This is a genomic window from Brasilonema sp. UFV-L1 (genome assembly GCF_012912105.1).
In the GTDB taxonomy this organism is placed as follows: Bacteria; Cyanobacteriota; Cyanobacteriia; order Cyanobacteriales; family Nostocaceae; genus Brasilonema.
Genome location: NZ_QMEA01000157.1, coordinates 1 through 24,537, shown reverse-complemented (window position 1 = coordinate 24,537; position 24,537 = coordinate 1). Strand labels below are relative to the sequence as shown.

At 42.2% G+C, this 24,537-nt stretch carries 20 protein-coding genes and 2 pseudogenes; 10 read left to right on the top strand and 12 right to left on the bottom strand.

Annotation, left to right across the window (positions count from 1 at the left end; all coding sequences use genetic code 11):
* The first annotated feature begins 40 nt into the window (after positions 1-40).
* The 3 genes from DP117_RS29475 (at position 41) to DP117_RS29465 (ending at position 3,240) form a co-directional block, all read left to right on the top strand.
* Positions 41-274 (top strand): SMI1/KNR4 family protein, encoded by a 234-nt coding sequence (locus tag DP117_RS29475; RefSeq protein ID WP_282440335.1) that lies wholly within the window; start codon positions 41-43, stop codon positions 272-274.
* A gap of 440 nt (positions 275-714) precedes the next feature.
* Positions 715-996, top strand: coding sequence for a 4a-hydroxytetrahydrobiopterin dehydratase (locus DP117_RS29470; RefSeq protein WP_169221753.1), 282 nt, complete (start codon positions 715-717; stop codon positions 994-996).
* A 429-nt stretch (positions 997-1,425) separates the two neighbouring features.
* Positions 1,426-3,240, top strand: a complete 1,815-nt coding sequence (locus DP117_RS29465) for an iron uptake porin (RefSeq protein WP_169221752.1) — start codon at positions 1,426-1,428, stop codon at positions 3,238-3,240.
* Positions 3,241-3,347: 107 nt separating this feature from the next.
* On the opposite strand, the gene DP117_RS29460 is transcribed toward DP117_RS29465, so the two are convergent.
* Positions 3,348-3,797: an orange carotenoid protein N-terminal domain-containing protein gene (locus DP117_RS29460; protein WP_169221751.1), complete on the bottom strand. Its 450-nt coding sequence runs from the start codon at positions 3,795-3,797 to the stop codon at positions 3,348-3,350.
* Between the two features lie 28 nt (positions 3,798-3,825).
* Positions 3,826-4,023, bottom strand: a complete 198-nt coding sequence (locus DP117_RS29455; protein ID WP_169221750.1) for a hypothetical protein — start codon at positions 4,021-4,023, stop codon at positions 3,826-3,828.
* Between the two features lie 236 nt (positions 4,024-4,259).
* On the opposite strand from DP117_RS29455, the gene DP117_RS29450 reads away from it, so the two are divergent.
* The 3 genes from DP117_RS29450 to DP117_RS29440 all read left to right on the top strand — a co-directional run bounded on the left by DP117_RS29450 (position 4,260) and on the right by DP117_RS29440 (position 6,478).
* A complete protein-coding gene (locus DP117_RS29450; protein ID WP_169221749.1) occupies positions 4,260-4,697 on the top strand; it encodes an Rrf2 family transcriptional regulator in 438 nt (145 codons plus the stop codon).
* Positions 4,698-4,798: 101 nt separating this feature from the next.
* Positions 4,799-5,761: a cysteine synthase A gene (gene cysK / locus DP117_RS29445; RefSeq protein ID WP_169221748.1), complete on the top strand. Its 963-nt coding sequence runs from the start codon at positions 4,799-4,801 to the stop codon at positions 5,759-5,761.
* Positions 5,762-5,776: 15 nt separating this feature from the next.
* Positions 5,777-6,478, top strand: a complete 702-nt coding sequence (locus tag DP117_RS29440) for a DnaJ domain-containing protein (RefSeq protein ID WP_169221747.1) — start codon at positions 5,777-5,779, stop codon at positions 6,476-6,478.
* Positions 6,479-6,565: 87 nt separating this feature from the next.
* Here the strand turns inward: DP117_RS29440 and DP117_RS29435 are convergent, their stop codons facing one another.
* Positions 6,566-7,837 (bottom strand): PrsW family glutamic-type intramembrane protease, encoded by a 1,272-nt coding sequence (locus DP117_RS29435; protein WP_169221746.1) that lies wholly within the window; start codon positions 7,835-7,837, stop codon positions 6,566-6,568.
* Between the two features lie 499 nt (positions 7,838-8,336).
* Between DP117_RS29435 and DP117_RS29430 the strand changes: the two genes are divergently transcribed.
* Positions 8,337-9,209: a 6-carboxytetrahydropterin synthase gene (locus tag DP117_RS29430; protein ID WP_169221745.1), complete on the top strand. Its 873-nt coding sequence runs from the start codon at positions 8,337-8,339 to the stop codon at positions 9,207-9,209.
* Between the two features lie 192 nt (positions 9,210-9,401).
* Here DP117_RS29430 and DP117_RS29425 read toward each other — a convergent pair whose 3' ends face one another.
* On the bottom strand, positions 9,402-9,737 hold the full coding sequence (locus tag DP117_RS29425; RefSeq protein WP_169221744.1) for a XisI protein: 336 nt from the start codon (positions 9,735-9,737) through the stop codon (positions 9,402-9,404).
* Entirely contained in the window at positions 9,725-10,138 is a 414-nt protein-coding gene (locus tag DP117_RS29420; RefSeq protein ID WP_169221743.1) for an element excision factor XisH family protein, read from the bottom strand. Before DP117_RS29420 ends, DP117_RS29425 begins: the two co-directional genes overlap by 13 nt.
* Positions 10,139-10,203: 65 nt before the next feature.
* Between DP117_RS29420 and DP117_RS36610 the strand changes: the two are divergent.
* Both DP117_RS36610 and DP117_RS29410 read left to right on the top strand, forming a co-directional pair.
* A pseudogene (locus DP117_RS36610) lies at positions 10,204-10,338 on the top strand (6-pyruvoyl tetrahydropterin synthase); the annotation flags it as partial.
* A gap of 526 nt (positions 10,339-10,864) precedes the next feature.
* Complete coding sequence (locus DP117_RS29410) at positions 10,865-14,263, top strand: tetratricopeptide repeat protein (protein ID WP_248277880.1); 3,399 nt, start codon at positions 10,865-10,867, stop codon at positions 14,261-14,263.
* 82 nt (positions 14,264-14,345) lie between these two features.
* On the opposite strand, the gene DP117_RS29405 is transcribed toward DP117_RS29410, so the two are convergent.
* Both DP117_RS29405 and DP117_RS29400 read right to left on the bottom strand, forming a co-directional pair.
* Complete coding sequence (locus tag DP117_RS29405; RefSeq protein WP_169221742.1) at positions 14,346-15,473, bottom strand: RNA-guided endonuclease TnpB family protein; 1,128 nt, start codon at positions 15,471-15,473, stop codon at positions 14,346-14,348.
* 19 nt (positions 15,474-15,492) lie between these two features.
* Positions 15,493-16,110, bottom strand: coding sequence for an IS607 family transposase (locus DP117_RS29400; protein WP_169221741.1), 618 nt, complete (start codon positions 16,108-16,110; stop codon positions 15,493-15,495).
* Positions 16,111-16,176: 66 nt separating this feature from the next.
* On the opposite strand from DP117_RS29400, the pseudogene DP117_RS36605 reads away from it, so the two are divergent.
* Positions 16,177-16,326 (top strand): annotated as a pseudogene (locus DP117_RS36605) (6-pyruvoyl tetrahydropterin synthase); the annotation flags it as partial.
* 89 nt (positions 16,327-16,415) lie between these two features.
* Here the strand turns inward: DP117_RS36605 and DP117_RS29390 are convergent.
* The 5 genes from DP117_RS29390 to DP117_RS35645 all read right to left on the bottom strand — a co-directional run bounded on the left by DP117_RS29390 (position 16,416) and on the right by DP117_RS35645 (position 24,221).
* Positions 16,416-18,692 carry a hypothetical protein gene (locus DP117_RS29390; protein WP_169221740.1) on the bottom strand — a complete coding sequence of 759 codons (2,277 nt, stop codon included), beginning with the start codon at positions 18,690-18,692 and terminating at the stop codon, positions 16,416-16,418.
* A 99-nt stretch (positions 18,693-18,791) separates the two neighbouring features.
* Positions 18,792-19,757 carry a PrsW family intramembrane metalloprotease gene (locus DP117_RS29385; RefSeq protein ID WP_169221739.1) on the bottom strand — a complete coding sequence of 322 codons (966 nt, stop codon included), beginning with the start codon at positions 19,755-19,757 and terminating at the stop codon, positions 18,792-18,794.
* An 8-nt stretch (positions 19,758-19,765) separates the two neighbouring features.
* A complete protein-coding gene (locus DP117_RS29380) occupies positions 19,766-20,680 on the bottom strand; it encodes a class I SAM-dependent methyltransferase (protein ID WP_169221738.1) in 915 nt (304 codons plus the stop codon).
* A gap of 479 nt (positions 20,681-21,159) precedes the next feature.
* Positions 21,160-23,811 carry a WG repeat-containing protein gene (locus DP117_RS29375; RefSeq protein ID WP_169221737.1) on the bottom strand — a complete coding sequence of 884 codons (2,652 nt, stop codon included), beginning with the start codon at positions 23,809-23,811 and terminating at the stop codon, positions 21,160-21,162.
* A gap of 248 nt (positions 23,812-24,059) precedes the next feature.
* On the bottom strand, positions 24,060-24,221 hold the full coding sequence (locus DP117_RS35645) for a hypothetical protein (protein WP_211176412.1): 162 nt from the start codon (positions 24,219-24,221) through the stop codon (positions 24,060-24,062).
* Positions 24,222-24,537 lie beyond the last annotated feature (316 nt).

The following is a 24,537-nucleotide window of genomic DNA, read 5'->3' as shown; positions in this document are numbered from 1 at the left end:
GCAAGTAGTTTTGCCAAGATTTACTTAGGTTTAAGGCTTACTGCTCAACCGCTATCCTGGGGCAACAGATACTGAAATTTCTGCCCTAGAGACTCGCTTGAAAAGCACTTTACCACCCTCTTACCGAAACTTCTTAACAGCTAGTAATGGTTGGTGTAAGTTAGACAATATGATTGATAGACTTTTATCTACTCAAGAAGTTGATTGGTTAGCTTCAAAAGACCAAGAGGGGATTAACGCTTGGATGAGTGGAGTTGAAATGGGAGGTGGATGATCACCTGTACCTGATGAAGAATATTTTGTTTACGGAAAAGGACAAGATTCGACTTCGCTACGAAACGAATATTTACAAACTGTTCTAGAAATTGGTGGAGACTCAAATCAAGCACAACTACTGCTTAACCCTCAGGTAGTATTTGAAAATGGTGAGTGGGAAGCTTGGTTTTTTGCTAACTGGCTTCCTGGTGTACACAGATATAGATCCTTTCGTGAGTTGATGCAAGACAGGCGTAGACGTTTGCTTGATCTTCCGAAACTTCGAGTCGATACATCTGGCTAGCCTCTAGACTGGTTGGAACATTTCTTGAGCAAGTGACGTCTAGATTATTGTCAGTTTAATCTTGTTGACTTGAAGAAAATGTAAAAGTTACAGTTCGTGGGTTATTCAAAAGATGACCAGAGAACACACAGTTTCAGTATCAGGGATTTGTTAATATGACGCAGCTACTTACTGAGGCAGAAATTCAAGAAAAGGCAAAGCATCTGCCAGATTGGACAGTAAAGGAGTCAACATTACAATGTACCCGCACATTTAAAGACTTTATCAGGGCTATAGAATTTGTAAATAAGCTTGTTGAACCTGCTGAGTTAGCAGGACATCATCCAGATATTGAGATTGCTTACAACAAAGTCAAAATCTCACTGACAACACATGATGCAGGTGGATTAACACAAAAAGACTTTGATTTGGCAAAAGTTATATCTCAAATCAATTAACGATTTGCTTACATAGCTATTTGCATAAGAAAATGACATTTTTTATGCAAGGTATTTTTATTGGCAAAAAAACTTCGTAGAGGAATTGGTCAACATCACGTCATCTCCAATTTATTAGTCCCCGTCCTTAAGGACGGGGTCTTAATTATGGATACCGAAATCAGATATGTGACAGTTCATAAGGCGAACGCTTTAATCTTGTCATCCAGTCTTCCGAAAATATAATTACAAGTAAATACAACTATGTTTTTGCATAAGTTAATTGCATTATTTCTTTACCTAAACTTAACTGTTTGTTAGCTTGGCAAAAACTAAGATAGTGTGGAGGGCAAGTATGCCTCATCCACAAGTATCAATAAAAATTTGCAATGCATGAGATAGTTGCAGCAAAAAAGTTATCTATACAAAGGTGTGAGGAGAACAGGAAACATGTCTAATGTCTTGTGGAAATCTTTAATAGTCAGTCCAGCAGTTTTGGGAGCAACGTTGTTGATGTCCACAACGGCGATCGCGGCTCAAAACAACACCACCCATGAAGTTGTGACAACAGAAATTTCACAAAAGAGCAATAATCAAGAAGCTTCTGCTTCAGTCTCAGCAACTTCAACCACAACAACAGCGACTGAAGTTTCCTCCAAGCCAGAGACGTTGGCCCAAGTACAACAAAGTGAAGTCAACGTTTTGCAGCAAGTTAGCAACTACAGCAACGAGGGGAAAAATAACTCTCTGTCTCAGGTGACATCAGTTTCCCAGTTCTCCGACGTACAGCCAACAGACTGGGCTTTCCAATCGCTACAGTCGTTAGTTGAGCGTTATGGTTGTATAGCTGGTTATCCAAATGGTACGTTCCGTGGTAACCGTGCTTTGACCCGTTATGAATTTGCTGCTGGTTTAAATTCATGTTTAGACCGAGTTAACGAACTGATTGCAACAGCAACATCTGACATCGTTAGAAAAGAAGACCTGGCGACTTTACAGCGTTTACAAGAAGAATTTTCTGCAGAACTAGCAACTCTACGCGGTCGTGTGGATGCATTGGAAGCACGGAGTGCAGAACTGGAAGCGAACCAATTCTCAACGACTACCAAACTCGTTGGTGAAGCAATATTCGCTTTGACTGATGCTTTCGGCGATACAGCAGGCAAAAACAATAATACTGTTTTCCAAAACAGGGTACGTTTAGACTTGCAAACCAGCTTCACAGGTAAAGACGTTTTGCATACTCGTTTGGCGACTGGTAATGCAAGAAGATTGAACACAGGTAGTAATAATGTAGATGTCAACAGAAACGGAAGTATAGATACTTCAGAGCAAAGTGCTGAAGGCTTTCAAACCTTTAACTTGACAGGAGATAGCAGCAACAGTAATGATGTTGTCCTAGATTGGTTAGCATATTATGTGCCAATCGGACCAGCCCAACTTTACGTTGCAGCTACTGGTGGTGTTCACAGCGATTATGCTGCTACCAACAACCCATACTTTGAAGACTATGATGGCGGTAACGGTGCTTTGTCTACCTTCGCTTCAGAAAACCCCATCTATCGAATTGGTGGAGGTGCAGGTGCAGCGCTTAATATTCCCTTTGGTAAGGGTGGTGGGATTCTCAAACCAAGTTCGTTAACCATAGGTTACTTGGGTTCTGAAGCGAATAGTCCAGATAATGGCTCAGGTATATTCAACGGTAACTATGCTGCTTTGGGACAGTTAAACTTTAATCTTGGTCAGCGATTTGCTTTAGCAGCCACCTACGTTCATGGATATCACGGTGCTGGTAGTGCTTTATTTGATGCTGGTGGATTCCAAGGGCAGAATGTTCCTGTCGTAGGTACTTCACAAGCCAATGCTCTCAGTGCAACTAACGCATCTTCTAGTAACTCCTACGGTTTGTCAGCAGCGTTTAGACCTAGTGATAAACTCTCTATTAGTGGCTTCGTTTCTTATTCCGATGTCACAGGTTTTGGTAACAATGATGACTATGAAACTTGGGGCTACGGACTTGGAGTTGCCTTACCTGACTTTGGAAGGAAGGGTAATGTCTTGGGTCTTTTCGCGGGTGCTCAACCTTATGCTCTTGGTAGAGCAGGTGGTAACGATGTGCCTTATCATGTTGAAGGTTTCTACAAGTATCGTGTCAGCGATAACGTCTCCATCACTCCTGGTGTTATTTATCTGACATCTCCTGGTCAGAATAGTGACAACGATGATACATTTATTGGAACCTTAAGAACAACATTCACTTTCTAAATAGTTGACAATATTTAGAATATCTTGTGTTTATTAAGAATGGCTCCGCACATTGTAGCGGAGCTTTTTATCTTTCTAGAAGCCGACTCTTGAATTCTTGGACTCAACTAGCCCATTGCTTGCACTGCACCAAGCATGAAATTAATCCGCTGCTCAAAGTCTAGCTTTTGAATCATTGCTGTAAATTGGTCCGTTTCACCAGGTAATTGGTAGTCAGACGGCACTTGGATAACAGTTCCGTTCTCCATGCCTTGTGCCAGCAGCAGCCAAACTTGTAGTTTGGCATTGGGGCTTAGACTATTATAAGTACGGCTGATATCGGTAGCTCCACCCTTAATAAGGTCGCGTTGTGCTTGCAGTTGCTCTTCGCCAGACAAGTCCTGGATGTGGTCAAACACGGCTTTACCGGTAATCTCCACACTCTGAGGAGGTGCTGGGTTTAGCTGATCTTTAATATCCAGGTAACCATACCAAAGCAAGGCCAGTTGAGTATCTACATCAAAGCGTTGAAAAGTTTCCAAAGCTGGTTTTGTGCTTTCGTCGATTGCGTAGGTCATAAAAAACTCCAAACAATTCAAGTTTTTTTCAGTTTTCTGGACTACCAAGAGAAATTTCTCTTAATTTCTTTGCATAAGTTAACGAATGAATCGAGATGGATAATCCTACAAAAGAGAGAAAATCGTTACGGTTAAAACATAACCACTGCGGGTAGAAAAGTGCGTTTGTGTTGTACATCCGGTTGATGCCCAGTCTCTTCATCCCCATGATTAAAGTGTTCGCCATACTCTTTTGGGCAACCACGTTTTTTGGGAACTGTTGATTTGACAGAGACTGATAAAATACACAATTGCTACGTATTTAAATTTCAATAATAAAAAGAAAAAACCCTAGCGGGGAGCCGGAGTATACTAGAAGAAGAGGACAAGAAAAATCATAAAGAAAAAAGCCAAGAATCTTTTGACTTTTGAGTTTATCCTCATCTGTAATTGTGTACCCATCATCTCTTTTAAAAGCTGCTTGTGGAACTATCTTGTAAGTCAGAATACGCGATTCTTGCTCTACTAGAGCTCGCAATTCATCACCAAAGCGGGGAACCGCTACAAATTCGACAGATTGCGGCACAACAAAATATACCAGACCGCTATCTAGAACAACTCTTAGCAACTTTGAGGCGTGCAGGTTTAGTGAAAAGCCAGCGCGGTTCAAAGGGTGGTTATCTGTTGGCGCGAGAACCTTGGAAAATTACTCTTTTCGAGATTTTGAATTGTTTAGAAGGGTTAGATGTGCGGACTAATGAGGAAGACGTTAACCCTAAAACTCTGGACAATGCTGTTGTAGAAGATATTTGGCAAGAAGCAAGGCTGGCTGCAAACGCTGTTTTGCAAAAATATACGCTTGCAGAACTCTGTGAAAAACGAGATTCTCGACGACAGTTGGACATAATGTACTATATTTAGTCCCTAGTCAATAATCAATAGAGAAAAGACGGTTGTTAATTTTTACGACTGACTATTGACTAATGACTAGTAATTAGTAACTAAGAACTAAGGATTTCAGTATGCGAATAGCTCATGATATTACAGAACTTGTCGGTCGTACTCCTTTAGTGCAACTCAATCGTATTCCCGAAGCGGAAGGCTGTGTTGCACAAATTGTGGTGAAGCTAGAAAGTATGAACCCAGCGGCATCTGTAAAAGACCGCATTGGTATAAGTATGATCAACTCCGCAGAAGCAGAAGGGTTGATTACTCCTGGAAAAACGTTGTTAGTGGAACCGACTTCTGGAAATACGGGAATTGCCCTGGCAATGGTTGCAGCAGCAAAGGGCTATCGATTAATTTTGACAATGCCTGAAACAATGAGTGGTGAACGAAGAGCAATGTTGCGGGCGTATGGAGCCGAATTAGAACTGACGCCAGGAATTGAAGGTATGAGTGGGGCAATTCGACGGGCACAACAAATTGTTGATACAAGTCAAGATGCTTATATGTTACAGCAGTTCCGTAACCCAGCCAACGCAAAAATACACCGGGAAACAACAGCAGAGGAAATCTGGGAAGATACTGATGGACAAGTCGATATAATAGTAGCAGGGGTTGGAACAGGTGGTACGATTACGGGTGTAGCTGAAGTTATCAAAGCACGCAAACCAGAGTTTAAGGCGATCGCTGTTGAACCAGCAAATAGCCCAATTTTATCTGGAGGGAAACCAGGACCTCATAAAATTCAAGGAATTGGTGCAGGTTTCATTCCCCAAGTGTTAAATGTTAACTTTGTAGATGAAGTGATTACTGTCACTGACGAAGAAGCGATCGCTTACGGTCGGCGTCTGGCAAGAGAAGAAGGACTACTATCTGGCATTTCCAGCGGAGCAGCTTTGTGTGCTGCGGTTCGTGTCGCTCAACGCAAAGAAAACGAGGGGCGCTTGATAGTGATGATTCAGCCTAGTTTTGGAGAAAGGTATTTGAGTACGCCGTTGTTCCAAGACTTGGAGCCTAAGGTGACAGTTAGCATCAGCTAACGGTACATTGAAATAATGGCAGACAAGACGAACCACTACGAAACACTCAAAATTAGCCCGAACGCAAGCCAAGCGGAGATTAAGCAAGCTTATCGTCGCTTGGTAAAAATGTTTCACCCTGATAGCAATCAGGGTACTTCAGATCTTGAGCAAATTGTTCGTATAAATGCAGCGTATGAGGTTTTGGGCGACGTTCAAAATCGCCAAAAGTACGATCAAAAACTGCGTCAACTCTCCCAAAAAACAGCCCACAATAGGCAACAGCGTACAGCTGCTGCTCAACAGCGATACCAGGCGACGCGACAAACAGGAAGAAATGTAGATGAACAAATTGAGCAATGGCTGCATCGAGTTTATCAACCAGTGAGTCGCCTGCTGTTTAGTATTCTCGCTTCCTTAAAGGAGCAAATCGAGAAACTAGCTGCTGATCCGTTTGATGATGTTCTCTTAGAAGAATTTCAGGATTACTTACACGCCTGTCGAGATGACTTTAAACAAGCGCAAATCACTTTCCGTTCTTTACCAAATCCCCCTACTTTGGCAAGAGCTGCAACTCACGTTTACTATTGTCTTAATCAAGTAGGCGATGGGCTAGATCAATTAGCATATTTTCCTCTCAATTATGACGAGAGTTATTTGCACGCTGGGCAAGAAATGTTTCGCACTGCCCGTCATATGTATCGTGAAGCACAAGAATCTGTGAGTGCTTATGCGTAGTGGTTGATCGTTAGTGTTCGGACTGACTCACTTACAAATGCACCTACTGACAGCGCTTTTTATTTGCGTAAACTATCAACTTGTGTTTTACCCATGAGCAGAGTTGTGTGACTGACTTGGCGAAAGATGACTGGCTTTGAGGATTGCTGCAATTAAAAAAATGTAAGCTAAAGAACCTATCAAAGCTAAAAGTACATTAGCGATGACAAAATTTAGCTGATGTTGATGTTGCAATTCAGAGACTACAGTTCCAATAGTATGTAGAACTGCTGAAGTCAGGTAACCGATTCCTAAAAGTCGCCAACACTTTCTAGGTTTCATTGCACTCAATCCAATGAAGTAGCCAAAGTAGCCACTATATGCCACCTGTCCAGAAATATCTCCTAAAATGAGGGGAATCAAAAGTGTCAATCCAGCAAAACTACCTTTGCTTTGAGTTACTTCATGCACTTTCATCAAACTCTCTACTAATGCAAATCCAGTAGCAGATGCTGTTGCTAAAAGGATTCCATCTATAGGTTCCCAAACTCCAATAAGTTCCCGCTTTGGTGATTGAAGTAGTCTGCCTAGCAAGTAAACTAATAGCACTGGCAGCACTTTGAAAAGTTCTTCTAACAAGCCTGCTTTAAAAAATTCTTTAACAGTTACACTAAGAACGTTCTCGTGCTGTTTAAAGATATTTACTGGTAAAATATCAGAAAAAATGGTTGTGAACTCATGATAGCCTCTTAAAAGCGGTAAACCAGTAGCCAGAGCTAAGCTAACTAACAACCACCAGGGCTTATGTTTATGGCAAAGTTTATGGATAACATAGTGACTTGCAAGAGCTAAGTAAGCAGCCAAGATATAGAGAAAGTTATTACTATTTTGAGTAGCTAGCATTGCTACTACAAATATCACTGTGACAATACCCGGAATCACAAAATCTTTCTGGTGTAAGTCCAGCTTTCCTGAGACAACAGGAAATATATCGCTCACGCTAATAAAGCTAAGCTGTTCACACTCAAAAATGAATTCTGCACCATTGCCACCAAGTTTGATCCGATCATGTACTTGTAAAGTTTGACAACCCTGTAAGCGTTCACCATTGATATAAGTGCCGTTACGGCTTTCCAAATCGCATATCTCCCAAAGAGGCATACCACTTGGAGATTGAGATGAAAGAGGAGAAATTTTTACATGCTGACGAGACACTTCTTGATATTTTGTGGAATGTAAAACAATGTCACAACTACTAGTATCTCGTCCAATTATTATTGGTTTATTAGGTAAAATTAGGTTCTCAGTCTGTTTAGAGTCACCTGCTACATTAGGGTCGATTTGTGTTAAGAAGCTTTTATAACGGTGAAGACCTGTCATCAAATTACTCCTCAAGTTGTGTTTTTTATCAATGAAAATGCGAATCAAGCCCTGTTTTTTATTTGAGAGCTTTATAGAGATTGGCACGCACCATATACTTCCAGTACTTACGGAGTAACAAAAGGTTGATGGTGTACGACAAACCCTACTTCATTTGCGAAATAGAAGTTAAGCATGAATGAGCTTCTCTTCTATCTTCTTAATACATGTAAGCAAAATCATTTTATGCAGAAGTCTGTAGATACACAAACACCAAAGCGACCAAAGTGCAGCAATTGAAGACGAGCGTGTTGCATGTGCAGTGAGTGTGGTGTACATTCTGCCAAACTTACTGACAAAGATAACTTGTTTGAACCATAAGTTGGTGCATTTGTACAGTGTGTAAGTCCTCAGTGAATCCAGGATTATTGACGAACAATCAATAATTAACACTCACACCAAAATTGGTTTATGCTGGAATAAAGTTTAAGAAATATTAAGTTTTGCTCCCAGCTGACTCATGCAATGTATCGTAAATCGTCGCGCTCAGTTTTCTGCCAGTCATCGCTATTGGTTGTCACAACTGAGTGAAGCAGAAAATATTGAGAAATTTGGTGCTTGCTCAAGATTTCCCGGACACGGGCACAATTATGTCTTATTCGTCTCCCTGGTTGGGGAATTGGATGAATATGGCATGGTTCTCAATTTGTCCGATGTGAAACACGTCATTAAGCGAGAAGTGACCGATCAACTGGACTTTTCCTATCTTAACGATGCGTGGATAGAGTTTCAACAAACTCTACCCACCACAGAGAACATTGCACGGGTAATTTGGCAACGACTTGCACCCCATTTACCTTTAGTCCGTATACAGCTTTTTGAACATCCTGAACTTTGGGCTGATTACTTAGGAAACAGCATGGAAGCATACCTCACTGTCAGTACTCATTTTAGTGCCGCCCATCGGCTAGCTCATCCTCGTCTGAGCAACGAAGAAAACTTCAAGATTTATGGTAAGTGCGCTCGTCCCAACGGTCACGGACACAATTATCATTTAGAAGTGACTGTGAAAGGAGAGATTTCACCACGCACTGGAATGATTGTTGATTTGGGTGCTTTGAATCAAGCTATAGAAGATTATGTCGTTGAGCCATTCGATCATACCTTCTTAAACAAAGATATCCCCTACTTTGCTGAAGTTGTTCCCACAGCTGAGAATATTGCACTTCGTATTAGTCAGTTGTTGCGATCGCCCATTCAAGAATTAGGAGCGACACTACACAAAGTGAAATTAATCGAAAGTCCTAATAACTCCTGCGAAGTGTATTGTACGCAGTCAGATTCCAACTCAGTTAACGCTGCACAGAATGAACCTGTGTTAGTGCGCGTGTAGTTAGAACGAACTGTCAACAGCAAAGAATATTCGCTCATATTTCAACCTCACCCCCAACCCCTCTCCTTGGTAAGGAGAGGGGAGCGTTTGCGGAAGCTTATGCGGGGTGAGGTGACGACTGTATTGCACCGAAGTGAGAACCGCTATATTTGAAAGGGGCGCTCTAGTTTCACTAGTCGCCCCTTTTCAAGTCTATTCCACGGCAAAACCCGATAGTTGACGCATTTTTGGTGTGTGAAATCCAATAACAATATCTTGTTTAGGTACGCCCATTTCTATTAATTCTGAGGCTATATTAACTTCAGTTGTATTTTGCTGAATCCAAATTTTATCATTCTTGATATCAAGATGCATTATCGGACCGTAAACCCGTTTTTGATTGTTCCATCCAACGCTAATAATTTGATAGTGGTCACGTTCGGTATCAAAGATTTGTTCGACTTCAACATCTCCGTAGCTAGGTTTGTACTGTAGGTATTTAGTTAGCAGTTGCTTAACTTTCGCCCGGTATTCATTTAATTTATCCATTGCACAATTTCCTCCGTATCAACATTGTAAATAATAAGTTTCAATTGGTTTTCGCGTACTACAGTTTGGGTAAACTGCAAATTAAAAAAATCGTTATAGATTGCGAGTGGAACAGCTAAATATAAGATTCTATTTGGATCTTCAGTGCGCAATGCAGTGCGATAGTTGATAAATTGCCCTAGCGCCATGTGGAACTCAGAAATCTTTGAGGCGCTAACAAAATTTTTGATTTCAACCGCTATTTTTTCTCCACCTTTCTGGGCAGCAAGGAGGCGCTCCGCACCTAAATCAATTTGAATATCAACTCCACCACAACGAAGATTCAACGGATCATTTGTAATCATCCACCCATCTTTTTCTAGCGCAGACCTAACAATATTGTGGAATAAATCGCGAGCCATACCTTAACAAATGTTACGTTATACAAGTTTAAAATCTCAACTTTAAAGCGTGGGTCGGTTGGACTCAAGAATTAGGAGCGACACTACACAAAGTGAAATTAATCGAAAGCCCTAATAACTCCTGCGAAATTTATTGTACGCAGTCAGATTCCAACTCAGTTAATGCTGCACACAATGAACCTGTGTTAGTGCGCTTGTAGTTAGAGCGAACTCTGTCAACAGCGAGGAATTAAGCCTTAATTCCACGTTAATTCGACCTCACCCCCGTAAAGCTACGCTTAACGTCCCCTCTCCGAACTCGCGGAGAGGGGAGGTTTTGGCGCAAGACAAAACCGGGGTGAGGTAAGCGCGACGATTGTGGGCAAGTATAATTTCGACCTCACCCCCGTAAAGCTACGCTTAACGTCCCCTCTCCTTTAAGGAGAGGGGAGGTTTTGGCGCAAGACAAAACCGGGGTGAGGTAAGCGCGACAATTGTGCGCAAGTATAATAATCAGGCATGATATGACGTAATTACAATAAGGGTTTAGGCTTAAGTTGACACCAATGGTGAGAGTTGTCACTGGTTGCAAAAAACGAAACCAAAATAGATTTAAGTAACATTACTCATAAAATAACAATAAAATTTCCAGAATTTATCGGAAGATAACTAAATAATGTACAAATAACAGGATTCTTGTGCCGGCAGAATTCTGACTGTAACTTATTCATAGGTAGAGACTTCAGTATGAACAAAAAAGACGAGTCTCGGCAGGATATCTGCTGGGTTTTACTGAATTGTGCTCGTTACAGTTTCACTTTGCTGCTTGGTACAGTTTTGTTGTCAGATTCAGTGGGGGCAATATCTAATAGCTCTCGCTTGATGGTAACTCATCCTTTCAAAGGTGCTAATACACGAATCAAAAACACCTGCACTGACTCAAATAAGGCAGTGGAAACAGGCTTTGTTTGTGGAAGCGACGATTTGAGTTTTTGGAGTGATAAGAGAAATACAGGCTTAATAGCACAGCAACCAGAAACTAATTCTCAACAATCAACTCGTGCTGCGGCACAAAAAGCCTTTGATGAAGGATTTGCATTTTTCAAAGAAGGTAGCGCAGAATCATTGAGACAGGCGATTAAAAAATATGAAATAGCTTTGCAACTGTGGCAGAAAGTGGGGGATAAAGAAAATCAGGCTCTTACTTCCCTTGTGATCGGAAAAGTTTACTCAGATTTAGGAGAAAATCAAAAAGCACTGCAATACTACAACAGAGCACTTCCACTGTATCGCGCAGTGAGCGACAGGGGTGGAGAAGCTCTTACACTCAATACTATCGGGTTAGTTTACTCAAATTTAGGAGAAAAACAAAAAGCACTCGAATACTACAATCAAGCACTTCCGTTGTTTCGTGCAGTGGGCGACAGAAGAGGAGAAGCTACAACACTCAGGGGTATCGGGCGAGTTTACGACACTTTAGGAGAAAACCAAAAAGCACTTGCATTCTACAACCAAGCACTTCCGTTGTATCGTGCCGTGGGCGACAGAGGTGGAGAAGCTACAACACTCAATAATATCGGGCTAGTTTACTCCGATTTAGGAGAAAAACAAAAAGCACTTGAATTCTACAACCAAGCACTTCCACTGCGTCGTGCAGTGGGCGACAGAGGTGGAGAAGCTACAACACTCAATAATATCGGGGCAGTTTACGACGCTTTAGGAGAAAAACAAAAAGCACTGCAATACTACAACCAAGCACTTCCACTGCGTCGTGCAGTGGGCGACAAGAGTGGAGAAGCTACAACACTCAATAATATCGGGTACGTTTACGACACTTTAGGAGAAAAACAAAAAGCACTTGAATTCTACAACCAAGCACTACCTTTGTATCGTGTGGTGGGCGACAGGGGTGGAGAAGCTGGAACACTCAATAATATCGGGCTAGTTTACTTCGCTTTAGGAGAAAAACAAAAAGCACTGCAATACTACAACCAAGCACTTCCAATGCTTCGCGCAGTGGGCAACAGGAGTGGAGAAGCTACAACACTCAATAATATCGGGGCAGTTTACGACGCTTTAGGAGAAAAACAAAAAGCACTGCAATACTACAATCAAGCACTACCACTGCTTCGTGCCGTGGGCGACAGGGGTGGAGAAGCTACAACACTCAATAATATCGGGAAAGTTTACGACAATTTAGGAGAAAAACAAAAAGCACTTGAATTCTACAACCAAGCACTTCCGTTGTATCGTGCAGTGGGCGACAGGGGTGGAGAAGCTACAACATTCAATAATATCGGGCTAGTTTACGACAATTTAGGAGAAAAACAGAAGGCACTTGAAAACTACAACCAAGGACTTCCACTGCTTCGTGCGGTGGGCGACAGGGGTGTAGAAGCTATTATCCTTTTTAATTTAGCTTCCCTAGAACGCAACCAAGGCAACTTGGAACAATCCCTCAAACAAATCTCAGCTGCTATCAAAATCATCGAAGATTTACGCACGAAAATTGACAACCAAGACTTACGAACTTCCTACTTTGCCTCAGTCCAAGGTTATTATAAATTCTACATCGACCTGCTGATGCAGTTGCACAAAAAGAACCCATCAAAAGGGTATGATGCTCTTGCACTGCACATCAGCGAACGCTCCCGCGCCCGTGGTTTAATTGAACTGTTAACCGAAGCTCGTGCTGGTATTCGTAAAGGCGTTGATCCCAAACTCTTGGCAGAGGAACAGCGCTTGCAAGTACTTATTAATGTCAAAGCCAAAAGTCTGCGAGAGTTACCTGGTAACAAAGAAGAACAAGCAGCAGCCCTGAGAAAAGAAATTGATAACCTCCTGACTCAACAAAAAGAACTGGAAACCAAAATCCGCACCAGTAGCCCAAAATATGCAGCGCTACAGTATCCCCAACCCCTAAAGTTACCCGAAATTCAGCAACAACTCGATAAAGATACCCTCTTGTTGGAATATTCTTTAGGTGAAGAACGCAGTTATCTTTGGGTTGTCACTCCCAATTCTCTCAATAGCTATGAACTTCCTGCACGCGAACAGATAGAGAAAGCAGCCACAAATTTCAGAAACGACTTGCAAAAACTAACAGCAGAGAACTTTGCAGTCGCCGCAACTGAACTCAGTCAACTCATCCTCGCACCTGTAGCTGACAAGTTAGGACAAAAGCGCTTAGTCATTGTCGCTGATGGTGCTTTGCAATCGATTCCCTTTGCAGCACTCACTAACCCAACCTCTAACAAAAATAAGGCTGAGGAACAAGTTAAATATCAACCTTTGATAGTTAACCATGAAATCGTGAATCTGCCTTCACTCACAGCTATTGCAACCCAAAGACGAGACCTTAAAGGACGCAAAAGCGCACCGAAAACTTTAGCTATCCTGGCTAACCCGGTCTTTAGTGCAAAAGATTGCCGAGTCACCTTAAAAGATTGTCGAGAAACTGAAAAACTCGACTCTATTGGCCCTAACCTCGACCTTCGTAGTCAAATACAACAATCTCAACTCAAACGAGCAGCAAGAAGTTTCAACCGCGACGACTGGGGAGCACTTCCAGGTACACGCGACGAGGCAATGGCTATTTTAGCAACTTTATCAAAACTCGTTCCCACGAACAATAGCTTACAAGCTTTTGATTTTGATGCTAACTACAATTGGGCAACTAACAAACAACTCGCGCAATATCGGTTTTTACATTTTGCCACCCACGGCTTTGCAGATCCCAACAGCCCAGAATTATCAGGAATTGTTCTCTCGCTTGTAGACAAAGCTGGGAAACCGATTGAAGGTTATCTGCGGTTGGGTGATATCTTCAACCTCGATTTTACCGCTGATTTAGTCGTCCTGAGTGCTTGCGACACCGGATTGGGCAAGGATGTCAATGGTGAAGGATTAGTAGGGTTGACAAGAGGACTGATGTATGGGGGTAGTGAAAGGGTGGCTGTGTCTCTGTGGAAAGTTGATGACAATGGGACATCACAATTGATGCAGGAGTTTTATAAACAAATGTTACAGCAAGGAAAGTCACCTACTGCTGCTCTACGTGCTGCACAACTGAAGCTGTTGCAAGACTCGAACTGGAATAAACCTTTATATTGGGCGGCGTTTACTTTGCAGGGTGAGTGGAGATGATGTGCATTTTCCTTTCTTTGGGAGACTCATAAAACGGAGTATCGCACTGGAAGATGGTGCAAATTATTCCTTGCTGACGGTGTTACGCTGTACATCCCTGAACAAACAGGGCATACGCGATAGCAATCCCCTCACTACTAAGAGCAAGGGAAAAGGAGCCGTCCCTCAAAGCCCGGATCATAATGTTCCGAGCGCCGCCCCAGTCTCTATCATGTTCATGATTGCAGACGGGGCATTTAAATGTTTTGGAGCCGCCTAATTTATCGTGTTTGTATCCGCACTTGGTGCAAGTTTTGCTGGTGTAGGATTCGTTAACATCGATAATAACTACACCTCGTTTTTGAGCAACTTGCTTGAGATGACATTTCAAGCGGTAATGACTCCAAGTCAGCATTTGTCTGGCTGCCTTGGTGTGTAGTTTGCGCTTGCTTTTGACTACCATTTGAGATGTTTCAAATGTTGGTAGCAAGATAACTTTATACTCACTTGTCAAGTAGTTAACTACCTGTTTGTGACACTCGTCTACCAAGTTACGGATGCGGATTCTTAGGCGTTGAGCCGCTAAATACATACGGCGTTTCTGTTTTCTATTCTTAGCTTTAGATGCACGTCCAATCAATTCGTCAAGGTGAGAACACAATCTTTGAATGCGTCCAATGTCTGCCTTGCCGAATTCTTGAAATGAATCGCCATCGTAGCCAGTTAAAAACGTTCTTACTCCAGGGTCAACAGCTATGACTTTACTTAACTCAGGCGGTCGCTGAACTTCCTCCAACACGGGAATACAGGCAAACCAGCGCTTTCTGTCCCTAATAATCTGAGTTGCATATTCAGCATCAGGAATTGGTTCAGAAGTTATAAACTTAAGACCTTTAACCAACGATGGAAACCAGGTTTCACCGTTGAAGTTGCGGACATGAAACTTAATAGCTTGAGATGGTTGGCGGCAGCTTTTAAAGCTAGCTTCCCCACCCACAGATTTGGCTTGATTCCAAGCATCCCAGGCATCAAAGATAGCGTTTTCTCTAGGATGTACAGGAGACTCTTTTACCCAGTCGGGCAACTCAGAGGACAGAATAAAATTTCTCAAATTGTAAGCACTGGTTATCTTTTCTCCTGCTTTTAAAGCAGCGATAGCTTTGTTATAGCAGTAGCGGGAAGCTGATAGCCAAGTCTTCCATTTTTTGTGTAATTCCAGTTCAGGGTACACCCTAATCTTGAGCGTCTTATTAGGCGGCGTCTTCTCCTTTTTCTTGTGCCTCGGCTTCACTTTGAAGCTCTTGCTTGATTTGGTTTTCAAGTCTTCTGATGGAGTAAAGTCGGCTTGAAAAGGAGTGGAGGATTGCGACGATATCTTGAACGAGTTCGGCGTGCGGAGAGAGACTGACTTGGTTGAGAACCACGATTTTGCAGTCAAATTGTTCACAAAGCCACTCGATAATGTCAAATCCAAATCTTGCAAGTCGGTCTTTGTGGGCAACCACAATAGTTCCGATATCACCTCGCAAAACTCGTCCCAGAAGAGCGAGGAGTCCTTTCCGCCTAAGATTAAGTCCTCCTCCCACTTCCTTAATGACTTCTGCGCCGGGATAGAGCGCTGATAGTCGCTCAACTTGTCTATCAAGGTCTGCCTTTTGAGGTCTGGTAGAGACGCGAGCATAGATAACAGTGGCGCGTCCTCCGTCGGGTTCGGATTCTTTTTTGATGAACGTTTCCAGGTCGTACCGCCTTTGTCCCGACGGCGTTCTGACCGTTTTGATTTTTCCTTCGGATTCCCACCTTCTGAGGGTTCGGAGGCAAACTCCCAGAGTGTTAGCTGCTTCATTTGGTTTTACATACTTAGCCATATCACTAGTGTCGCCAAGTATGTACTTATTGTCCACTAATTTCCACTTTAGTTGCAATTAGAGGCGATCCGATCGCCTATCCAAGAATTAGGAGCGACACTACACAAAGTGAAATTAATCGAAAGTCCTAATAACTCCTGCGAAGTGTATTGTACGCAGTCAGATTCCAACTCAGTTAACGCTGCACAGAATGAACCTATGTTAGTGCGTGTGTAGCTAGCTGGCTCAAACAACAAGTACTTGAAAAGGGCGCTCTAGTTTCACGAGTTGCCCTTTTTGCTAGAGTGCTCAAGGTTAGATTTGCATCACCCGTTAATGCGATAAACATGGTGTTTGACAGCGTGTAAGACATTTGTTTGCAAATTTTTTCCTGTGTTTTCATCACGAACTAATGAATTTGCAGAAAGTTTGAAGTCAAAATTCTGAAAAGCCCAGAGGATTTGCTGACCATCTACACGATACACTACACCCTTTTGATCGCGTAGAATCTCGCGGTTAATCATCAAGTCGTTGACCTTACTAAATACCTTTAACAGCAAAATATGCCAATCAGTCGGTCTGTCGAAATCACCACGGAGACTACCGTAATTAAAGCTTAGTTGGTCACTCTTGATATCCCAGAACATATACCACATCATCCGGTAAGCCAGACCACGAAAGAATACCTCATTGGGATTGACACTTGCTTTCTGTAGAGCTAGTACATCGAAATCAGTGATACACTCCGCCCAAAGTGGTAAATTATCGAGACGGGCTAGGATAGGGGGACCGCTGCGATGGACGCCAAATACACCAATGTCTTCGCCACAGTAGCGATAGCCAATCTTCTGCATCTGTGTCATTAATTCCAAGTGTGCATAGTATTGTGACAGAATCGCTGCAGGCGGTTCTTGAGCAGGACGCTCATTAAATAACTGGTGAGTTTTGCCCGTCGCTGCATCTTTCGAGCCAGCATTGGGGAGTTGGATAAAGTGGAATTTATCGCTGGAAAGATTAGATGAACTGTCGAGAAAAATACCCTCAAGACCGATTTCGTCGTGCGCCTGTTTCCATTGCTTGAGCCAGTACTCTCGTATAACTGGATCTCTTAGGTTAAGAACAGCAAACACCGGCGCGTAGTGGTCAGACTCTATGGCGTTGGAAAGGTTGCGGACAAATGGATCTCGTGAGCGTTCAATCACTTCCATAATCGACCCTTCCTTTGGTAGATAGTCTATACGGCTTTTTGCGCCATTGCGATCCCATTGTTTCAGACCAAAAGTTGATAGGGCTGTATTGCCCCACATTTCCACCTTGGCACCATTTGCTTTTGCCTTGTTGCAAAAAGCTCGCAAGTTTTCCTCTCCGACAGAATCAGCCACCTTCCAGTCTATGGTGCAAGCCATGTTGCCAACTCCAAAGGTGTTCATATTATTCTGAAAATGGTTTGCCAATCCAACCGTTTTTATACCAGCCTTCAGCAATTTCGGCAATCCTAGTTGGGTGTAACGTTTCAAATCGGCATTATCCCATTGTTCAATCATGCTGTAGGTGGTTACCCGCTCGCGGCGCATACCTATTTGAGTGTGCAGAGTTTCATACACCAATTCCCGTACCGCCTCATAGGCATTGGCGCGCCCAACGCGATCCAGTTCGCCTGGTGCCCACAGTACCTCTATAGGTGAAGTGACCAATTCTTTTCCCAAATCAGCACAGTGTTCGTGCCAGTGTACAATCTCATCCACACCGCGTGGTTTCTCAAAGAGTGAGCGGATATGGCTGACTTTCTTTGCCCAAGTGACAAGCGTGCCTGCTTTTGCAGCAGTAAAGGTGAAGCCTTGGAACACGGTTTGCAGTGGCAAAAATTGGAGAGCGTTGGGGTTTGTAGCTGAGGGTAGATACCACTCGGTAGAGTATAACTGCTCTACCGAATCAACAGATGTGATGGATGGCGTAAAAGAATGACGCATCCAGAACTCGTTACCCACTGCGTGTCCACCTAGCTCCCATGTACCACGATCAAGAATTTTGTAAATCGGAATGCTCTGACTTTGGTAACGATACTGGTAACTCAAGCCAATATATTTACGACCGCCAAGGTTACGTGTCACTGGACGAATTTTCAACCACAGAACAGTATCAGTTGCTTGTAAAGGTTCAGTAGTCCAATCGGCTGTGTTGTAACGGTTCCGAACCGAATGGAGCATCCATTCCATGAGACCGCCTTCACGGTAATGCATTGAGAATTGCAGTTCAACTGAATTGTCTGTAATATTATGTTGTGCAATGGTGTAATTGCACAAATGAATTCCATTAGGATTACGGATTTCTACAAACATTGGTCTTCGACCACTACGCAGTGCAATATTTCCAGCAGCAATGCGACCAACGCCAAGAAATTCATTGTTCCGTGTGACAAGTTCCAAGGAGATGCCATTGGTGAACTTAATAACTTGTCTAGGAGCAGAACTAGGGGATTCCTTTTGCTCCATTGTTGGCATAGCCCATGTACGCGATAACCGATTCAACAATCCCATCACACTGCCGCTCACGGCTGTTGTAAGCGTCCCAAGCATGAACCAACGACGGTTAATATCCCTCATAATTCTGAGAAATTACGCATTTATATGTGATAACATCTTTGTATACACATCAGTATAACCCTCAAGACTTCCTATTTAGCTAAATCCACAACAAGCCTCTCACTCAGTCCGCAAGGACGAGTATCGACGACGTGCTGAACGTCGTAAAGAGCTATAAATAGCCCATGCTACAAGTCCAAAGCTTGTATTTAACAATAAACGGCTAAGTATAAATGACATGACATCAGGGTAAAAAAGCTCAAACAGATTCAAGAAGCTCAGACTTTTAACTAAAAGAAATAACCCAAAAAGAGCATTTCCACCTAGCAATAAAACTAACAGTACCAAAATACGTTGCTGGAAGCGCTCCTTTGGTGTGTGTCCTGAGATAAGAATGATTGGAAGCTTACCTTGCAACCGTCGCAGTAACTGTTCTAGTCGCCAAAACATCCACAAGAGAAACGGAAACAAGCCATAACTAAGTAAACTCAGTGGTATTGAATAGCGACCACTGATAGATAGAATATTCACTAAAGCATGACAAATCACAGCATTGAGCCAACCCCGATGAACAAGTTGCCAACGTCGATTGGGTATTGCCAAGGCATATCCCCAAGGGGCAGAAAACATGGCGTGGACTGGTGTGCTGATAATTCGCTCAAAAATTGATGCTGTACCATGAAAAAGATAAATCCAATTTTCTTCAGCAGTAAATCCCAGACTAACGGCTATGCTGAACAGAAAAATAGAAGTCGGACGAAATCGGTATCGACGTTGGAAAAAGTAAGTAGGGACAACCACCGCTACCAGCTTACAACCTTCTTCGATGGGACCGACTTCTATAAGTTGTCGCACAACAGCACCTGGGAAAATACGCTCTATTCTCTGCCAGTCAACAACAGAATTGGCTACTGTTTCAAAAACTGATTCCAACGCAAGAGCAAGAAAACCAGATATTGCTCCTAACACAAAGAAAAACAGCAACCGCATCAAAGAAGGGATGGATGAGATGCGATTACAGTAGTAAACCAGAAGCAGCAATGGTGGTATGATTGCCCACAACAAGTCTATGTAGGGACGTAGCATCTACGTCTTTACACTTGAGCAATAATAGTGCGGTGACGAGGGCTATTGGCAGTGATGGTAGGAACGTTAAACCCCGCTTCTACAATTGCTTGTTCAATATCCAACGTAAAATATTCATCAAAATATGGTTCAGTACTTTTGAGCAGCGTCATAATGTAGGGCGGCATTTTCTTGTAAATTTCAGATTTTGGATTCATATCCATAATTGCCAAATGTCCACCTGGACGCAACAAACGTCTAGCTTCAGCAAAAATCTGTCGAGTTGCTGCTTGAGGTAGTTCGTGACACATCAGAAAAATGGAGATTAAATCAAACGACGCATTTGGTAGCCCAGTAGATTCAGCAGCAGCATGAATCCAGTTGATATTAGCATGGCGCTGTGTACTACGATAGTGAGCAACGGCTAAAAAGTAGGGAGATAAGTCTAAGCCGGTGATTTTGGCATGGGGATAAACTTTTTGTAGAGCAAAAGTACTTTGACCGACACTACATCCCAAATCTAAGATGTCTTGTGGTTGTTGGGGAATTTGCTGTTTTAGAACGTCGTGATAACTTTGGCGCAGCATGCGATCGCCCTGCGCTCCAGCATTAGACCAAATCTTAGCATGAACAGCATAAGCCGCTGACTCTACCTCAAAAGCAGCTTGCCAGTTGAGATTTCCTGTTTCGTAAGCGTGGAATGACCGCAGGTAGTATTCTGGGTAGGTCAGTTGAGGATTTTGGACTCTAGCCAAGTCGGTTTGCCAATCACGTGCTTGTAGCGTCTGTGCTTCTTTGAGCCAATGTACTCCTATTTTCTCAGCACGTTTAATCATCATTTGCCTAGCTTGATGCTTGGCTAAGTTGGCTAAAGGCTTGATTGCCAGTACCCCATTTATGAAACGCGAAGCTAATGCCGGAGTCTTTTTTACAGCCGTGTTCATCCGTAATTTACTTTAAATCAAGAGTCTAACTTTAGAATCAGGAGAAAGCCTGTCCATATGAATCATAATCCTGGATATGAGCTGCGGTTTCTTTGGGAATAGAAGAATTTTATATTTATTCATAGGAGCATGGAAAGTCTGAGCAATATAAAGTGCTTATGCGGTGTTTCCAATCTTCAAAGATCTACTTATCCCACTTTTCTTACTTTTTATTGACTCTCTTTCCACCGAAGAATATCTGTGTATTCATCTTCGTTCTTGTGTAAGATTGGTGACTTGCTTAACATGTCCAATAAGCAACAAGTGAACCAGCGCGAAAGCATTGAAAAATCCAACGAAGAGTAGGATCTGACTGAGGTGTCACCTTGATAGTCAATCTTTACTATTTTTTCTTGCAAGTCGATTGAGTCAGCTTTCATTTTACCCGTTGATCCACTGGTATGACTGTACCTTATTTACCTGCAATCTGCTGTAAGTAGCTAGAGCTTTTTTAAACCTCTTAACCGTTCTAGAGTCGATTCTTTCATCTGCATCCGCCATTTAGAATGATCGTTAGGATCGAATTTGATGTTTTTTTCCCAAGCTACTAGTGCTTCTTCATCGTCTCCAAGCTCGTCTAGTTTTAAAGCTTTTGCGCCCCATCCCCAACCATCTTTGGGATAAAATTCGGTATATTTTTCAAGAGCTTCTATTAATTGTTGTTCATACGATTTATGGTATGAACAACGAGCCAGTTTTAAGTCTAAAATTAGCATTCGTCGTAAGGAACGATTATGAGGATTGAGTTGAATTGCTTCTTCCCAAACGGGTATTCTTTCTACATAGTTCCAGAATGTTTCTACTTTATCTAAAGTCCATGCTTTATGTTCCCATGACCAGGCGTTTTTAGGATCTATTCTGATTGCCCTATCGTACATTTTTCGTGCTATTTTGGGTAAGAAAAATTCCAGTACTAAACCTGCCAATTGGAAAATTGACGCTGGCTTGTAGATCAGATAAACAAGACCAGCAACTAGCAGATATAACGCTATGTACCAGCGGTCAAACAAGTACCAACCACCCAAAAAAAATTCTTCTGAAATTCCTAAATAAATCATTACAGCGTAAGATCCAATCAGGAGTGGTACACTAGCAACCGGAATAAACGGTAACACAATGCAGATAAAAAATAGTCCGATTAAAAATACAATACCATTGCGATTTTGTAGCTTTGATGGTAACCAAACAGAAAGAATTCGATAGCCATCTAATGGGGGAATTGGCAGCAAGTTAAACAGCGCAATAAAAAATTGCAAACTAATGAAAGCAGCAATAAATGCTGATAACCAGTGAGGAAAATTCCAGGCAAAACTGAACTGAAATACGGGAACTAAGAGTAATCCAAAAAGTATACTAGCAATGGGACCTGCTGCTGCTGTAGCACTTGACCACAAACGGTTCCGAATCTGATCAAATTCAATATAGACTGCTGCACCAGGTAAAGCTATTCCACCTGTTACCAAGAAAATTGCAGGCAGGATGATACTGTGTAAAGGACTGATATATCGACGCGGATTGAAACTTAAATAGCCTTTGTCTTTGACTGAGGAATCGCCACCCCAATATGCCACAATCGCGTGTCCAAATTCATGACAGCTAATGGCGACAATCCACAACAAGCACGCCATGAGTGATGTCAGCAGTTTGATTTTAGCTGGATAGAACTTACTAAGTGAAGCAGGGGTAATGTATTTTGGAAATATTTTCCCCTCGCGATTGATGTAAAACAATTCATTCGAGTATTCTTGTCCAACCAACTTCTGACTGACTTCAGCAACTCCGTATGAGTCGAACTGTTCACATCCAGTAAATTGAGGTTGAATAACGAATTTACCAGTTTTGTCGATGTATCCACACTTATCATCTTTTGCGACAGCTGCAAGCCCATGAGAAAAACGATGTCGCATCACTTCGCTTGAAGATGGCTTAAGCAGTTGAACATACTCTTTAAATTTTGACTTTATTAATAGCTTTCTTTCAGCATCAGAAGTAGTTAACTTACCAGAATTTGGTTCAAACTCTGGTTTAATTACAACTTTGCCAGTTTTATCGATAAAGCCTATTTTGCCATTAGAGACTATTAAAGCACGTTCTTCAACGAAGCGATCAGCGTAATCAAATTGCGGGGTGACAACAAACTTGCCTGTTTTGTTAATGTAGCTCCATTTTTGATCTACTTGGACGGCTGCTAATCCTTCTGAAAAACTTTGACAGCTGTCAAATTGTGGTTCGATGACGACTTTTCCTTGTTTATCCTGAAAACCACATTTCGATCCTATAAAATCTTCAGAGGTTGCTATCACAGGAGAGACATCACGCCCTTCCTGCTTAGCCCACGAAGGTATCTTAATAATGGCAAGTTCTTCCTGAAACTCCTTAGCTAACTTAGGTGGATTGTTGAAGTCGCCAACTACCCGCCCTGATTTATCCCAGTATGATGTAATCTGGTATGTCTTGCGATCAAGAAATGTTGCTATCCCTTGAAAAAAGTTAATCGGATACTCATCTAAAGGTGGAATAATCCATTTACCTTCTGGATTGATCACGCCCCATAAATCACCCACTCGAACAGTTGCTACACCACCAGAGAATTTCTGAACTTTATCGAATTGGTATGGAATTACTAATTTCCCACTCTGATTGATAAATCCCCATTTACCGTTAAGTTTGACACCCGCCAAGCCTTCCGAAAAAGAGCTTGATGACCAATCGTAGTCATCACTATAAGGAGAACTTGACTCACCAACTGTATCGTACTCTGGGGAAATACTTATTTGTCCTTTAAGGTTAATGAATCCCCATTTACCATTGACTTTTACAGGTGCAAATCCCTCAGAAAATTCTTTTGCGTATTCAAACTGAGGTTTTTTAACAACCAACTCTCCAGCTTGGTTTACATATCCATATTCATATCTCCTATCGGAAAACTGAATGGGATATAAGTTTTCTGTTTTGAGTCCGTATCCCTGCTCTAAAACACTCATGGGATATAAGTTTTCAGTCTGAGATATGTGGATGATGTGAAAGACTACTGCACCTACTAATACCAGCAAAAATAGAACAAGCAACCCAGCCCTTTTTTGGAATACCATTGGTAGATAGCAACCACTATTTTTTACTACGATTGTAGTATATTGCCTTCATTTTTATCGCGCTAACCCACATCTGCTTTATCTTGTCAATGCCTAAGTCCTATTAACTAGCCCTTTCAAGATGTTAAATCTGGACGAGATGAGAATTGGTCTTCTCTGAGGAGTGGTAAGGAGAAGTCCGTCAAATATTTGAGAAATCTCAAACATCCTTGTAGCATCGCAAGCAACCACATGAAAGATGATTGAACCTACAGCGATAAATTGCGTATCACTTCCAAGGGAAGCGTGATAGTTTCAGTAAATTGTGGTGGTACAGTTATCTCACTGCTCATAAGGAGTGAGAAAGCGTTAGGAGTCGGCGTTTCATCGAACACCAGTTCTTCAGGACGTCTGGTGAGCCGAATTTTCACACTATTGCTTCAATACGGAGCTGAACATGTTTGCGACCGTTAAACCTTGGTCTACCACCAGCCAAACTGTGTATCAGCCCAGCGTCATTTGGTTGAAACCTGATAGAATCGCCGTCTGGCGAGTAATTGCGGACATGAAATGTCCCTTTGATGAGTTTAAAAGGCATTGTAATCAGTGAGTCAAATTTTATAACTAAAGAAGGGCAATGGGCAAAGGGAAAAGAGGAGGGAGGGACAAAGGGAAAAAAGAGCTAATATTATGTTATAAAGGGTAGGTTGAAAACCCTTCGGCTTTAGCCAAGGGATGAAAACCACG